The sequence below is a fragment of the Paraferrimonas sp. SM1919 genome (assembly GCF_010993985.1).
Lineage (GTDB): Bacteria > Pseudomonadota > Gammaproteobacteria > Enterobacterales > Shewanellaceae > SM1919.
This window is the reverse complement of record NZ_WINH01000008.1, coordinates 73,679-87,378: the sequence shown is the minus strand read 5'-3', so window position 1 is coordinate 87,378 and position 13,700 is coordinate 73,679. Positions and strand designations below refer to the sequence as shown.

Sequence of the window (13,700 nt, the reverse complement as noted above, 5' to 3'; positions counted from 1 at the left end):
ACGATTTATTATTTTGTGAAAAGGTGGCGGTGCTCTTGTAATTGTTCTTTAGTTAGGGCAAATACGCCGTCTCCACCACGTTCAAATTCGATCCAATCAAATGGCACTTGTGGGTATTGCTCTATTAAGTGAACCATAGAGTTACCAACCTCTAAAACTAAAACACCATCATCCGTTAAAAAGTCAGCCGCTTTTGCCAAAATTTGGCGAGTTAAATCTAAGCCATCAAAACCCGATGCCAAAGCCAGCTCAGGCTCATGGTGGAATTCAGAAGGTAAATCGGACATATCTTCTTGATCCACATAGGGTGGATTAGAAACGATCAGATCATATTGAGTGCCTTCAGGCAAAGCTTGGAAACCATCAGACAAAATTGGGAAAACTCGATTTAACACCCCTAAGTCTTCAATATTTTGCTGAGCCACTTCTAAAGCTTCTTCACTGATATCAATGGCATCAACTTCTGCGTCTTCAAATGCATAGGCACAGGCAATCGCAATACAAGCGCTACCAGTACAGAGATCCAGCACCCGGTCAACGGTTTTACCATAGAACCACTGGCCAAATTGATTTTCAATTAACTCACCAATAGGCGAGCGTGGAATAAGCACGCGCTCGTCCACATAAAAAGGTAGGCCACAGAAGTAAGCTTGGTTAATAAGATAAGGAACAGGTACACGTTCTTTAATGCGGCGAACAATTAGCTCTACTACCTTTTGACGTTCTGAAAACGTTAAGCGGCACTGGCGAACTTGATTACCAATTTCGAGTGGTAAATGCAGTGCATGTAACACTAGAGCCACGGCTTCATCCCATGGATTATCAGTACCATGGCCATAAAAAATGCCGGCATCATTAAAACGGCTTACTGCCCAACGTAATATATCTTCTACGGTATGCAGTTCTGAAACCGCTTCTTCAACAATAATCTTATCCAAAATATACTCCTGTGCTGTACCGCGTTATTGTAACCTATGGCCCAGCTAAGTGCCTATTTAACTCGTGGGAAAATTAGAAAAACTTGGTTTATTATTGGGGGAAATGCCGCTTTTTGTTATATTTATGGCAAAATTTTTAGATGCATCATGCCATGACAGATAATAATCAACCTACATTTGCTGAACTTATGGGTAAACAGGTCAAAACCATCCAAAATGATAAGGTGGTTCACAAGCCCAAACCTAAGACCAAAACCCAGCTGCAACAAACCAAAAATAATCAAGCTTTAGATATCTATTTTTCAGATAGTTATGTGCCTATGCTGCCAACCGAAGGTCCGATGCGCTATACCCGTGAGGGCAGCTCCCCCTATGAAGTGAAAAAACTGCGACGCGGCGATTACTACCCTGAAATAACCTTAGATTTACACGGTCTTAACCAGCAACAAGCCAAAAAGGAGATTGTAGCTTTAATTGCTATGGCGAAGAATGAACAATTAGAGTGCTGCGCCATCACCCATGGTGTCAGTGGTGGGGTATTAAAAAACCAAGTGCCTATTTGGTTGGCCCAGCATCCTGATGTGATTGCCTTCCATCAGGCGCCACTGGAACATGGTGGTCATGGTGCCTTATTACTACTGGTCGATATTGGTGAACAAAAAGATCCCTTTTAAGGGTTAACTATTTATTGCGGGGTATACATTTGCCAGTGAACTTGGTCGTTGTTGTAACTAATATGGGCGATGCCCGAAGTGGTAAATAACAATGGCTCAAGTCCGGGTACATATTCACTCATCAGATAACCAAGTAATGGCATATGGGCAATAACTAATGCTTTTTTCATCTTGAAATGCTCGATATAAGCATTCAAAGTTATGGCTGTCTGAGTGGGGTCTGATTCTGGTGTGAGTTCATCCAAGCTGGTAACTTTTATATGTGCGGGCAAGTTTAAGCTGGCTAATGTTTGCTGCGCCCTTAAATATGGACTGACAAAAATCATATCAAAATCATCTAATTGTGTGAGATACTGAACCATGTCAGCTGATTGTTGTCTACCTAAGCTCGTTAAAGGACGTTCAGCATCAGTGGCGGCATCGAAACTTGCCTGACCATGACGCATAAAAAAAAGATTCATTTATATCCAACTCAGACTAATCTAAATGCTACGGTTAGTTTATCTCTTCTAACCAGAGAGTAAAGCAGTATATTTTTTGTCGCTTTCACCAGAAAGCTTTTCCCAGGAGACTGCATTTGCAATTACAACCTATTATCAGCCCCAATGACAAACGTAAATACCACGCCTTTACCCTAACCAATAAATTAAGAGTACTTGTGGTAGAAGATATCACCTCTACCCAAGCATCCGCATCGCTATGCGTTGGTACCGGCCATTTTGAGGATCCCAAAGACACCCAAGGTCTAGGTCACTTTCTCGAACACATGTTATTTCTTGGCAGTAAAAGTTTTCCTGAGGCTGACGATTTTAGTGAGTTCATTAACAGCCATGGGGGCAATCACAATGCTTGGACTGGCGCTGAGCATAGCAACTACTTTTTCAATGTTAGCAATGATTTTTTTGAATCTGCACTAGAGCGCTTTTCCAGTATTTTTAGCGAGCCTTTATTTCACCCTGAATACATTGATAAAGAGCGCCATGCTATTGAATCTGAATTCCGTTTGAAAATCGATGATGATTCTCGCCGAGTGTATCAAGTGTACAAAGACCTCGCTAATCCTGCTCATCCTTTCCATAAATTTTCTGTGGGCAATTTACACACATTAACCGACTCAAAATCAACAAGCTTACATACTAAGCTGACCCAGTACTTTTTAAAACATTACCAAAGCAATAATATGACTTTGGTCTTAATTGGTCCCCAATCAATAAAAGCGCTAAGCGTATTAGCACATAAATATTTTAGTAAGCTCAATAACCATAGTTTTCCATGCCCACGACCTCAAGTCCCTTTATATTTAGTTGAAGCTTTAGCCACCGATACCTATATATTAAGCAACAACCACGACCATAAATTAATGCTGACTTTTCCTTTGCCTGAAATTGGCAGCGTTTATCACAACAAACCATTAAGTATGCTTAACCATATGTTAGGTTACGAAGGTCGAGGCAGCTTGATCAGTTACCTAAGACAGCATGGTTTGGCCAATGAGCTCAGTGCTGGGGGGGGCTTACAAGGCTACAACTATAAAGATTTCAATATCTCTATTGAACTTACTCCCAAAGGGATGGCTCATACTGATGAAATCACTTTCATGGTTTTTTGTATGATCGAGTTGATCTGTAATGAAGGACAAAACAGTTGGCGTTATAACGAGCGTAAACACCTTCAAGAACGTGCTTTCCTTTATCAAGAGCCTGTTGAACCATTGCAATATGCCAGCTATTTAGCAGTCAATATGCACCATTACCCTGTGGAAGACTACATCTATGGGGACTTTCGCATGGATGGTTTTGACAAAGACTTATCCGATTATTTTGCTAGTTTTTTAAAGCCAAGTAACTTGCGACGCTTTATCATTAGCCATGAAATTGGCCATACCGACAAACAGGCCAATCACTATCTGACTCCTTATCGAGTTGAGTCTATCGCGACAGACCTACTGGAAAGCTGGAAAAACCCGAGCAATGTCTACGGTTTTAGCTTACCAGAGCCCAATAGTTTTATAGGTCCACAGCGACAGGCCTTAGCCGTCACTGAAAAACAAATTAATCCAAGGGTGATTTATCAAAAGCCTGGCTTCAAACTTTGGCATATGAATGATAGTGAGTTTAATCTTCCTAAAGGTCATCTGTATTTATCACTGGATTCGAAGCAAGGTTGTGGCAGCCTTTATACCTCGGCGATGACACGACTCTATTTACATGTGTTACAGGATTATTTGCAAGAATTTACCTATGATGCCGAAATTACCGGCCTCAACTATCATATTTATCCCAATCAAGGTGGGATAACTTTGCATTTAAGTGGCTTTACAGGTCAACAAGAGCAGCTATTAGGCCTGATCTTTGCTAAAACCCAAGAGCGCAATTTTGTCGCAACACGCTTTGAGGAATTAAAACAACAACTGATCAAGCATTGGCTTAACTTCAAACAACAAAAACCTATTAATCAATTGTTTAATAGTTTGTCAGCGACCCTGCAAGTCAACACTTATGAGCCCTTAGACATGGCGATGGCAATTAAAGATGTGTCACTTGTAGAGTTGCATCAGCATATTAGCAACTTCTACAAACAAGTGAATTTTGAGGGGTTGATCCATGGTGATTGGAGTGAGCAAGAAGCGCTCAGATTATCTAAAAATATTGAAGCTATTTTAGAACCCATCTCTGAACTTTGCAGTGAAAACAATCGAGATCTGATCAGCCTTAAGGGCAAAGGCTCATTACTCAAGCACCTACATGTTAACAGTAGCGACAAAGCGGTGGTGATCTATTATCAAGCTGAGCAACAAGACCCGGCAGAGATTGCAAAATATCAACTATTAAGCAATTTGCTGGGCCCTAAATTTTTCAATCAACTTCGCACTGAACAGCAATTAGGGTACATGCTTGGCGTAAGCTACTTATCTTTAAATCACCGTCCAGGATTAGTTCTATATCTACAAACCAACGTCATAGAAGTGGATCAAGCCGCCAGTGCTATCGATACCTTTATCGAACAGTTTATCGACAATTTTAATCTGCTTAGCGAAGACGAATTTAATAAAGTGAAGCAAGGGCTTATTGACAAATTACTCGAACAAGATAAAAGCTTAGCCCAAAGAACCAAGCGATACTGGAGTGCCATTGGTAATAAGGACTTTGAATTTTCTCGCAAAGTGAAGGTTGCAGAAGCCATGACGGCGCTGTCAAAGCAGCAATTGTTAATATTTATGCAATCCTATATTCGTCATAATATGGACAGAGTAATGCTTATCGCCGATCAAAACCTTAAGCCAAACTTTAACTGGGCCGCAGGCAGTGAAACCATTACTGATGTCGAGCTGTTTAAAAGAAACTCAAACAAATATTCAGGATGAGCCTAGCGCGATTGCCTGCTTTAACTAACAAGTGAACTAGACTTGTTACTTGCTTAGATTGGGGGTTCAACATAGAATCCCCGCCAATTATCCCTATTCACTGAGTTAATCATGAAAAAACGCATCATTTTAAAACCTGGCCGTGAACGTTCGGTACTGCGTCATCATCCTTGGATATTTTCTAACGGTATACGTTCGGTCAAAGGAGAACTCACTTTAGGTGAGACAATAGAAGTTCGTGCCCATGATGGTCGAGTGCTTGGCTGGGCAGCATGGTCTCCAAACTCTCAAATTCAAGCTCGCATGTGGAGCTTTGAAAAAGAGGCTGTGATAGATAAAAACTTCTTTAAACAGAAGCTAGCAAAAGCGCAATTTGCTCGTGAAGGATTAATTGCACGCCAAGGATTAACTGGCTATCGACTTGCAGCATCTGAATCCGATGGCCTACCAGGCATTACCATTGATAAATATGCCAATGTAATTGTCTGTCAGCTATTATCTGCAGGGGCTGAATACTGGCGCGACACGATTGTTGAAGTTCTGGTTGAAATGTTCCCTGATTGCTGTGTGTATGAACGCAGTGATGTTGCTTCCCGTGAAAAAGAAGGACTCGAGCAACGAATTGGCGTACTCCATGGTGAATTGCCAGAGATGCCAGTGATCATCGAAGAGAATGGCGTAAAAATTGGTGTCGATGTTGTCAAAGGTCATAAGACCGGTTTTTATCTTGACCAAAGAGATAACCGTGCCATTGCCGCTGAATACGCCAAGGGTAAAGATGTCTTAAACTGTTTTAGCTACTCAGGCACCTTCGGCTTATACGCCCTGAAGGCAGGAGCCAATTCTGTAGAAAACGTCGATGTGTCGAGTCACGCCCTAGAAACGGCCATGAACAACGTAGCGATGAATCTGCTTGATGAGTCACGCCTTATCAACTCTGAGGCTGATGTGTTTAAGCTACTGCGTAAGTACCGTGATGAAGGTAAGCAGTTTGACATCGTAATTATGGATCCGCCAAAATTTGCCGACAACAAAGCTCAGCTTGATGGTGCTTGCCGTGGCTACAAAGACATTAATTTATTGGCGTTTGCTTTAGTTAAGCCTGGAGGCATGTTACTCACCTATTCCTGCTCTGGTTTGATGCAAGCAGAACTGTTCCAAAAAATTGTGGCAGATGCTGCATTAGACGCAGGCCGTGATGCGCAGATTGTTCGCAAACTTACACAGGCTCAAGACCACCCCATCGCCACCAACTTCCCAGAAGGTTTTTACTTAAAAGGATTAGCTTTACAGGTGTTATAAAAGCTTTGGCTCCAGTAGTGATATAGCATCACTGGAGCCCATTGCTGTTTTAAATACTCAAAGACACAAACACTTCCTGATTGGGATAACCATCTGCCAGTAAACTGGCATCTTTTTGGTAAGCACTGATGGCCGCCCGAGTGTTTGGCCCTAAACGGCCATCAACGCCATTAATATTATAGCCTAAGCTTTTTAGCTTAGACTGCAGCTTCATTAATTGAGCAGTTCTTAAAGGCTCAATTTTAGGGGGGATATTTTTCAGCTTACCCGCACCATTAATTCGGTCCGCCAAAATTCCCACTGTCAAGGCATAGCTTTGAGAGCGATTCCATTTCATGATGACATGATAGTTATCATAGACTAAAAAAGCGGGACCATTTGCACCTATTGGCATTAACAACTGCGCCTGCTGTGCCAGCTTGGGTATTGCCCTCTGAAATACATCGGTGATCCCTTGCTCAGACCAATAACTGAGGGGTTGCTTGTGACTAGAACCTGAGTAAGTCAAATCGGATTGATTAATGTTGACTTCTCTACCCCAACGAAAATTTTGTTGCCAGCCTAGTTTATTTAAGAAATTGGCAGCAGAAGTTAATGCATCAACCTCTGAATCGAACAGATCAACGACACCGTCGTTATCTCCATCTACACCGTAACTTAAGTAGTTTGATGGCATAAACTGGGTGTGACCTAAGGCGCCAGCCCAAGAGCCCTTAAATTTGCTTCGAGCAAATCCTGTTTGCTGCTTTACTTTTAATGCCGCCACAAATTCACTACTAAAAAACTCCCCTCGACGGCCATCACAAGCGAGGGTCGCTAACGCATTAAATGTATCGGTATTGCCCTTAAAGTTGCCAAAGTTGGTTTCAAGCCCCCAAAAGGCGACAATATATTGTCCCGGTACGCCATATTTTTTAGTGAGCTGTTTAAGCAAGGTATTATGTTTTGCCAGTAGTTTACGACCCTGCTGAACGCGATAGTCATTGACTCTTTTTTCGAAATAATCAATAAAGGTCTTTTCAAATTCTGGTTGTTTTCGATCTTGTTGCACTACCTGAGGGCGTAAACTAAGACCATTGATGATTGCAGAATATGTTTCAGTTTTTATGCCCTTTGACTGGCTGTACTGAGTCAACTTTTGTTGACACTGTGCTAGCGCTTCATCTGCTAGCACACTTTTACTAATTAAAGAGGCGGCGAGAATGCTAAGCGCCGGTAATATTTGCCTCATAAAACCCCCAAATACAGAATTACTACAGTGATATCACCCTAATTGAATGTGATCAAGCCCAATTGAAAATCCCTTCATACCTCATTCAGAATAGACCTAATTCCTGGCAATTCACCACTTTTTTGCAACGCTATATAACCATTAATTAACAAACATTACTGATACATAAATGCTTTTAAAATGCTTGCTTTGCTTAAGAAATCACCGAGTAAATGCAATCAAAGATTTAACCCTTGACCGATAACCCACATTTTCGTAAAGTAGCGCCTCGTTGCTTAGCAACAAATTGGTGAGTTGTCCGAGTGGCTGAAGGAGCACGCCTGGAAAGTGTGTATACGGCAACGTATCGAGAGTTCGAATCTCTCACTCACCGCCATACAACAAAAATCCCCTACTGCACGCAGTAGGGGATTTTTTGTGCCTGTGATCAGGCTAGTTCCGTAAATATTTTATGATGGGATGTTATCTCATCCTTATCCAAGATAAGCCTTCGGCTATTGCTACTAGCAAATACTGCCCTGCTGGATCGTTTTTGCATTGGCTAGTCTTTCAGCTAGCTGTGTGATCTGCATTGCCGGTGCAACAATCAAGGTATTTTGGGTTACATCAATTTTTAGATTATCTAACTCCGCCATCGATAATGCGATTCTTGAAGCATCACGTCGCACCAGATCTAATAAAGATTTTGCTAAATCAGAAGTATAAATCAGTAACTCAACCTCTTGCAGTAAATTCACTGACTTAAGAGGAAGTAATTCAGGGTCTATGCCCTCATCAATTAAATAAGTTGTTGCACTACAAGTCAGGGCTTGTTGATTAAGTAAACTTTCGAATATTTCATGGGTTTGCGCGGTAAACTGGTCTTGATTGAGTGTAAAAAATCTTTCCCAAAAACTGCGCCGTTGACTGGCCGGTATCTGCTGTGAAATCAGATGCCTACGATCACTAATGTAGTCGAATAAAGCACTCAGACTTTGCGGTAACAAGGTTTCAATTTTAGCCCTGAAGTTTTTCCCCCAAACAGGGGCGACACCTGAAGTGCTGATAGCTATTTGTACCTTGCCCCGACGAATTATCGACGGCGTAATAAAGCTACAACTCTGGGGATCATCAACCACATTGACCAGTTTTCCCCTTTGCCTTAGGCCTGCCGCTAGCGCTTGGTTGAGATTAGTATCATTAGTCGCCAGGTAATAGCAGTCTGATTGAGGAAGATCACAATCACCACTAAGGGTTTGCTGAGTAAATTCAACTAACCCTTGTTGTTGCCAATTAATTATTTCCGGATCCGCTTGGGAACCAATAACTAACGGCTTAACCCCGGCATTAATCAGCATTTCGACTTTTCGAGAAGCCACTGAACCGGCGCCAATGACAGTGAATGTGGTGCTAGTAGTATCGATATAAATAGGTAAATAAGACATATAAGCAATTAATTTAATTGTATTAATACCACTTTAATGAACTAACTTATTGAGCACCAGTTCATTTTGTTTATTCTTATAACTTTTATTGGAACTAAAAAGCCCCATGAAATGGGGCTAAAATGCTTCATAGTGAGTAAGCTACCATAAGCTTTAGTTTTACATAAACTTAGTAAACTCGCGTTGAAAAGTCTCGCTAGGGCCTAAGGCTAGCCCTGTACGACCGCAGCAATCATTTTGGCATTAACGATTGCGACCCTATCCGATTGAGCCTCAACCATGACACGGATCAAAGGCTCTGTACCGGATTTACGTAATAGCACTCGGCCACTTTGCCCCATATCAGCTTGCGCTTTTGCAACAATAGCTTGCACAGCCTCACTATTGACTATGTCGTCGGCATTACCACGGGGGTCGTTGCTGTTAAATCGAACATTAATTAATGTTTGAGGATACTTAGTCATTCCTGCGACCATATCATGTAAGCTCTTTTGAGCTCGCAGCATTGCTTTTAGCACTTGCAAGGCTGCCACTACACCATCACCGGTGCTTGCATAATTAGTCGATAGTATATGACCTGAGCCTTCCCCACCTAATACCCAATTATTAGTCTTTAGCGCCTCAACCACATAACGGTCGCCAACTTTAGTGCGTTCAAATGGGATATCTAATGCTTTTAAGGCTAACTCTAAGCCAAGATTCGCCATTAAAGTGCCAGCGACCCCTGACGCACCTAGTTGGCCTCTGTCTTTCATTGCTTTGGCGAGAATATAAAGAATTTGATCGCCATCAACAATATTACCAAGATGATCGACCATCATCACACGGTCTGCATCTCCATCGAGGGCAATACCGAGATCCGCCCGTTTATCCAAAACTTCTTTTTGGAGGCTATCTAAGTGTGTTGCACCGCAACGGAAATTAATATTCATTCCATCTGGCTGATCATGTATGGCGATCACTTCGGCACCGAGTTCTTTAAAAACACGCTTGCCAATATGATAGGCTGCACCATTAGCGGCATCTACCACTATGCGCATGCCTTTTAACGATAGCTGCTGATTAAAGGTACCTTTACAAAACTCAATATAGCGCCCCGTAGCATCATCAATCCGCTTCGCTCTACCTAACTCTTCTGGACCAACACATTGCATGGCATTATTTTCAATTGCAGCGCTTAACAACTTTTCTAATTTCGCTTCTTCTGCATCACTTAATTTGGTACCTGTACCGGAAAAGAACTTAATTCCATTATCAAAATGAGGGTTATGGGAGGCGCTGATCACCACCCCGGCATCGGCACGAAAAGTACTGGTTAAATAAGCTACCGCTGGCGTCGGCATCGGGCCGACTAATAATACATCCACCCCTGCAGCGGCAAAGCCTGCTTCCATAGCGGATTCCAGCATATAGCCACTGATGCGGGTATCTTTACCAATTAATACGGTTTTTGAACCATTTGCTGCCATTACTTTACCCGCGGCCCAAGCTAGCTTCATAGCAAAATCAGGGGTTATCGGGAATTGGCCAACTTTGCCACGCACACCATCGGTGCCAAAATATTTACGTGTCATATTGTTACAATCTTATTTCAATGAAATCGCTTTTAGTATATCACCTGTTGCAGAGTCAAGGTTAATCACTAGCAGCTGGCTGCATAAAAAGGCTTTCGCAATAAAGGAACTGAATGTATGAAAAAACTAAGGCGGAATCCAAACTGCATTGGATTCCGCCTTTTTATGTAAACGGTATTAATCGATTTTGTGAGCTTTTTCTTCGATTAACACTGGAATACCTTCATCTATATTGTAGGCCAGCTTATCGTGCTTACAAATTAACTGTTGCTGCTGCTCGTCTAGTTCCAAGTTACCCTTGCACACAGGGCAGGCGATAATATCGAGCAATTGCTTATTAAATGCCATCAGTTATTTTCCTTAGCTGTTTTGTAAATGAGTCTTTGAAGCTTTGATTAAAGCCGCCGACGACGGGTAAATAGCTCGCTTTATTCATAGAAGGAATATTGCGGCATTTGATCGCATCTTTCTCGGTCATCACGATATTTAATTGCGTCTCAAGTAAACTGTTAAAGTCTTCAGTCTTATAGGACTTATGATCACTGAAAGCGTGAAAAACTTCAACCTTAAAACCCAGCTGCTCTAGGGTAGTATGAAACCTTTTAGGGTTACCAATACCGGCAAAAGCAGCAATTGCATCCCCTGCTTGTGGCAAGCTGGCAGTTTCACTCAAACCAACAAGAGGCTGAGGTAGTAAGGTCATAATATTTTTATCGATTAAAGGCTCGCCACCATTTACTAACACAATGGGGGGATGAGCGCCAAAACCGATGCGCACTCGCTCAATAGGCTCTCTTAACGGCCCAGCTGGGAGGATTCGCTTATTACCAAAACGGCGTTTGCCATCGACTACGATAATTTCAATATCGCGGGCTAAAGCATAATGTTGTAAACCGTCATCACTAATAATGATGTCCGCCCCAATTTCACTCATCACCTTAGCGGCTAACACACGATTTTTGGACACTATCACCGGCGCTTTAGTGCTCGCATAAATCATCGCTGGTTCATCACCCACTCGCTCTGGCGAATCCATCTTAGATAGCAACTTATATTTTTCTTTATAGTTACCACCATAACCACGACTGATCACTCCGGGATTAAAGCCTTGTTTCCGGAGTAGCTCAATTAAGGCTATCACCGTTGGGGTTTTGCCCGTGCCACCAACATTAATATTACCTACCACTACAACAGGAATATCAACCTGGTGAGACTTAAGCCATTGTTTACGATAAAGCCACCTTCTCGCTTTAGTAAGCAAGGCGAACAACGCGCTTAATGGGTAAAGACTGTAACTTATTGGGTGGTGTTTTTTTTGATACCAGATTTGGTCCATCCCTGCCACTTAACTACTCTCCAAACTGCATTTGGTACAACTTTGCATAGCGACCATTTTGTTCTAATAATTGATTATGGGTGCCTTGCTCAGTCAATTTACCTTGTTCTATAACCAAAATATTATCGGCATTCTCAATAGTACTTAGTCGATGAGCAACGACAATTGACGTTCTATTTTGCAGTAAAGTGTTTAACGCATCCTGAATAGCCCTTTCAGATTCGGTATCTAATGCTGAAGTTGCTTCATCTAGAATTAAAATTGGGGCATCCCGCAGGATTGCACGGGCGATAGCAATACGCTGACGCTGACCACCTGAGAGAAGCACTCCGTTTTCACCGATCTGAGTATCTAGCCCCTCTGGTAAATTTTCAACAAACTCCATCACATGGGCAGCAGTGGCCGCTTGAATGATTTGCGCTTGAGTAACCTTGCCTGGATAAGCATAAGCGATATTATCGGCAATACTGCCATTAAATAAGGTCACCTGTTGTGAAACTAAGGCAATATGGCTACGCAGATTTTTCAAATCAAAATCTTTGATATCCACCCCATCAAGCTCGATATGACCAGAGGCCAATTCATCATAAAAACGAGTCAATAGCTGAGTAATTGTTGATTTACCCGAGCCGCTAGGCCCTACCAAGGCTATCGTTTGCCCAGCCTTGGCTTCAAAATTAATGCCATTAAGGGTTAACCCTTCTGCCCCTGGATAACTAAAACTTACCTGATTAAAACCAATATTCCCTTTGACCTGCTCAACTTTGTGCTTACCTTTGTCATTCTCAACATCGCTGTCTAGTAATTCAAACACGGTCGCACAGGCGGTAATACCACGTTGAAATTCAGCATTAACACGAGTTAAATTTTTAATTGGTTGCAACATAGCTAACATGGCGGCAATCATAGAGGCAAAGGTACCTGCACTTAGCTCTTCTTTTAGGCCTTCCATCGACGCCGCATAAAGCACCGCAGCTAAAGCTAATGAACCAATAATCATGATCAGTGGCTGACTGATAGACTGAGCAAGTGCGAGTTTCATGTTGCGAGATCGGTTTCTGTCATTGACCTGGTAAAAGCGATCAGATTCAACTTTCTGGCCACCAAACATAAGCACATTTTTATGGCCAGAAACCATTTGTTCGGTGGCGGAAGTTACTTCTCCCATAGCATTTTGAATTTGCTTAGAAACTTTCCTAAAACGGCGGGAGACAACCACTATGATTAAACCAATAATTGGAGCGATTACTACGATCGACAACGTCAATTTCCATGATAAATAAAGCATAATAGCCACATAAGCAATCACAGAAATACCATCACGAACAATAGTGATCAGAGCATTCCCTGCAGCTCGGGCAATTTGTTCCGTATCGTAGGTAATATGAGAGATAAGCGAGCCGGTTGAATGATTATCAATGTATCCAACGGGTAATTTTAAATAATGCTCAAAGACCTGCTGGCGCATGATCATAATAATTTTATTACTTAGGTGTGCCAAAGAATAGCTTGAAACGAAATTAGCTAAACCTCTGATAATAAACATGCCAATTACCACAAATGGGGCGATAGCTAACACATCTAGGCGATTAGATTGCTCTAACCCTGCTGCTGATAACACTTCAGCTCCCATACCTGAGGCTGATTTGCCAGCGTTAAAACCTTCATCAATAAATGGCTGTAAAAAAGCAATAAATAACGCATCAACTAGGCCGTAAATAATAAGCGCGATAATAGCAACAATTAACACCCCTTTAAGTGGTGCAACGTAACCCATTAATCGTTTAAAAACAGGCCAAGTGTCAATGTTTTGCGAAGAGCTCATAATTTTCCTTGGAGACTTTATTTTTCAGGGCT

At 42.0% G+C, this 13,700-nt stretch carries 11 protein-coding genes and 1 tRNA gene; 4 read left to right on the top strand and 8 right to left on the bottom strand.

What is annotated here, in order from left to right; translation table 11 throughout:
* Positions 1-8: 8 nt before the first annotated feature.
* Positions 9-938: a 50S ribosomal protein L3 N(5)-glutamine methyltransferase gene (prmB, locus tag GFB48_RS06630; RefSeq protein WP_163932939.1), complete on the bottom strand. Its 930-nt coding sequence runs from the start codon at positions 936-938 to the stop codon at positions 9-11.
* A 152-nt stretch (positions 939-1,090) separates the two neighbouring features.
* Between prmB and smrB the strand changes: the two genes are divergently transcribed.
* Positions 1,091-1,612 (top strand): endonuclease SmrB, encoded by a 522-nt coding sequence (gene smrB / locus GFB48_RS06625; RefSeq protein ID WP_163932935.1) that lies wholly within the window; start codon positions 1,091-1,093, stop codon positions 1,610-1,612.
* Positions 1,613-1,623: 11 nt separating this feature from the next.
* Here the strand turns inward: smrB and sixA are convergent, their stop codons facing one another.
* Positions 1,624-2,073, bottom strand: coding sequence for a phosphohistidine phosphatase SixA (sixA, locus tag GFB48_RS06620; RefSeq protein WP_163932932.1), 450 nt, complete (start codon positions 2,071-2,073; stop codon positions 1,624-1,626).
* Between the two features lie 116 nt (positions 2,074-2,189).
* Between sixA and GFB48_RS06615 the strand changes: the two genes are divergently transcribed.
* A complete protein-coding gene (locus GFB48_RS06615; protein ID WP_163932929.1) occupies positions 2,190-4,976 on the top strand; it encodes an insulinase family protein in 2,787 nt (928 codons plus the stop codon).
* 111 nt (positions 4,977-5,087) lie between these two features.
* Positions 5,088-6,278, top strand: coding sequence for a class I SAM-dependent rRNA methyltransferase (locus tag GFB48_RS06610; RefSeq protein WP_163932926.1), 1,191 nt, complete (start codon positions 5,088-5,090; stop codon positions 6,276-6,278).
* Positions 6,279-6,327: 49 nt separating this feature from the next.
* Here the strand turns inward: GFB48_RS06610 and GFB48_RS06605 are convergent, their stop codons facing one another.
* Positions 6,328-7,509, bottom strand: a complete 1,182-nt coding sequence (locus tag GFB48_RS06605; RefSeq protein WP_163932923.1) for a lytic murein transglycosylase — start codon at positions 7,507-7,509, stop codon at positions 6,328-6,330.
* Positions 7,510-7,797: 288 nt separating this feature from the next.
* On the opposite strand from GFB48_RS06605, the gene GFB48_RS06600 reads away from it, so the two are divergent.
* A tRNA-Ser gene (locus GFB48_RS06600) sits at positions 7,798-7,885 on the top strand.
* Between the two features lie 127 nt (positions 7,886-8,012).
* Here the strand turns inward: GFB48_RS06600 and GFB48_RS06595 are convergent.
* The 5 genes from GFB48_RS06595 to msbA form a co-directional block, all read right to left on the bottom strand.
* Positions 8,013-8,933: a siroheme synthase gene (locus GFB48_RS06595; protein ID WP_163932920.1), complete on the bottom strand. Its 921-nt coding sequence runs from the start codon at positions 8,931-8,933 to the stop codon at positions 8,013-8,015.
* A 209-nt stretch (positions 8,934-9,142) separates the two neighbouring features.
* Complete coding sequence (gene glmM / locus GFB48_RS06590) at positions 9,143-10,507, bottom strand: phosphoglucosamine mutase (protein WP_163932917.1); 1,365 nt, start codon at positions 10,505-10,507, stop codon at positions 9,143-9,145.
* Between the two features lie 177 nt (positions 10,508-10,684).
* A complete protein-coding gene (locus GFB48_RS06585) occupies positions 10,685-10,855 on the bottom strand; it encodes a Trm112 family protein (RefSeq protein ID WP_163932914.1) in 171 nt (56 codons plus the stop codon).
* On the bottom strand, positions 10,845-11,843 hold the full coding sequence (gene lpxK / locus GFB48_RS06580) for a tetraacyldisaccharide 4'-kinase (RefSeq protein ID WP_163932912.1): 999 nt from the start codon (positions 11,841-11,843) through the stop codon (positions 10,845-10,847). Before lpxK ends, GFB48_RS06585 begins: the two co-directional genes overlap by 11 nt.
* Before the next feature lie 13 nt (positions 11,844-11,856).
* Positions 11,857-13,668, bottom strand: a complete 1,812-nt coding sequence (gene msbA, locus GFB48_RS06575) for a lipid A export permease/ATP-binding protein MsbA (RefSeq protein ID WP_163932909.1) — start codon at positions 13,666-13,668, stop codon at positions 11,857-11,859.
* Positions 13,669-13,700: the final 32 nt, after the last annotated feature.

What these genes read in the sequence shown, in the direction of transcription:
- msbA (WP_163932909.1), bottom strand. Translation starts at nt 13,668, where the DNA reads ATGAGCTCTTCGCAAAACATTGACACTTGGCCTGTTTTTAAACGATTA.
- GFB48_RS06595 (WP_163932920.1), bottom strand. Translation starts at nt 8,933, where the DNA reads ATGTCTTATTTACCTATTTATATCGATACTACTAGCACCACATTCACT.
- GFB48_RS06605 (WP_163932923.1), bottom strand. Translation starts at nt 7,509, where the DNA reads ATGAGGCAAATATTACCGGCGCTTAGCATTCTCGCCGCCTCTTTAATT.
- GFB48_RS06610 (WP_163932926.1), top strand. Translation starts at nt 5,088, where the DNA reads ATGAAAAAACGCATCATTTTAAAACCTGGCCGTGAACGTTCGGTACTG.
- glmM (WP_163932917.1), bottom strand. Translation starts at nt 10,507, where the DNA reads ATGACACGTAAATATTTTGGCACCGATGGTGTGCGTGGCAAAGTTGGC.
- smrB (WP_163932935.1), top strand. Translation starts at nt 1,091, where the DNA reads ATGACAGATAATAATCAACCTACATTTGCTGAACTTATGGGTAAACAG.
- lpxK (WP_163932912.1), bottom strand. Translation starts at nt 11,843, where the DNA reads ATGGACCAAATCTGGTATCAAAAAAAACACCACCCAATAAGTTACAGT.
- GFB48_RS06585 (WP_163932914.1), bottom strand. Translation starts at nt 10,855, where the DNA reads ATGGCATTTAATAAGCAATTGCTCGATATTATCGCCTGCCCTGTGTGC.
- sixA (WP_163932932.1), bottom strand. Translation starts at nt 2,073, where the DNA reads ATGAATCTTTTTTTTATGCGTCATGGTCAGGCAAGTTTCGATGCCGCC.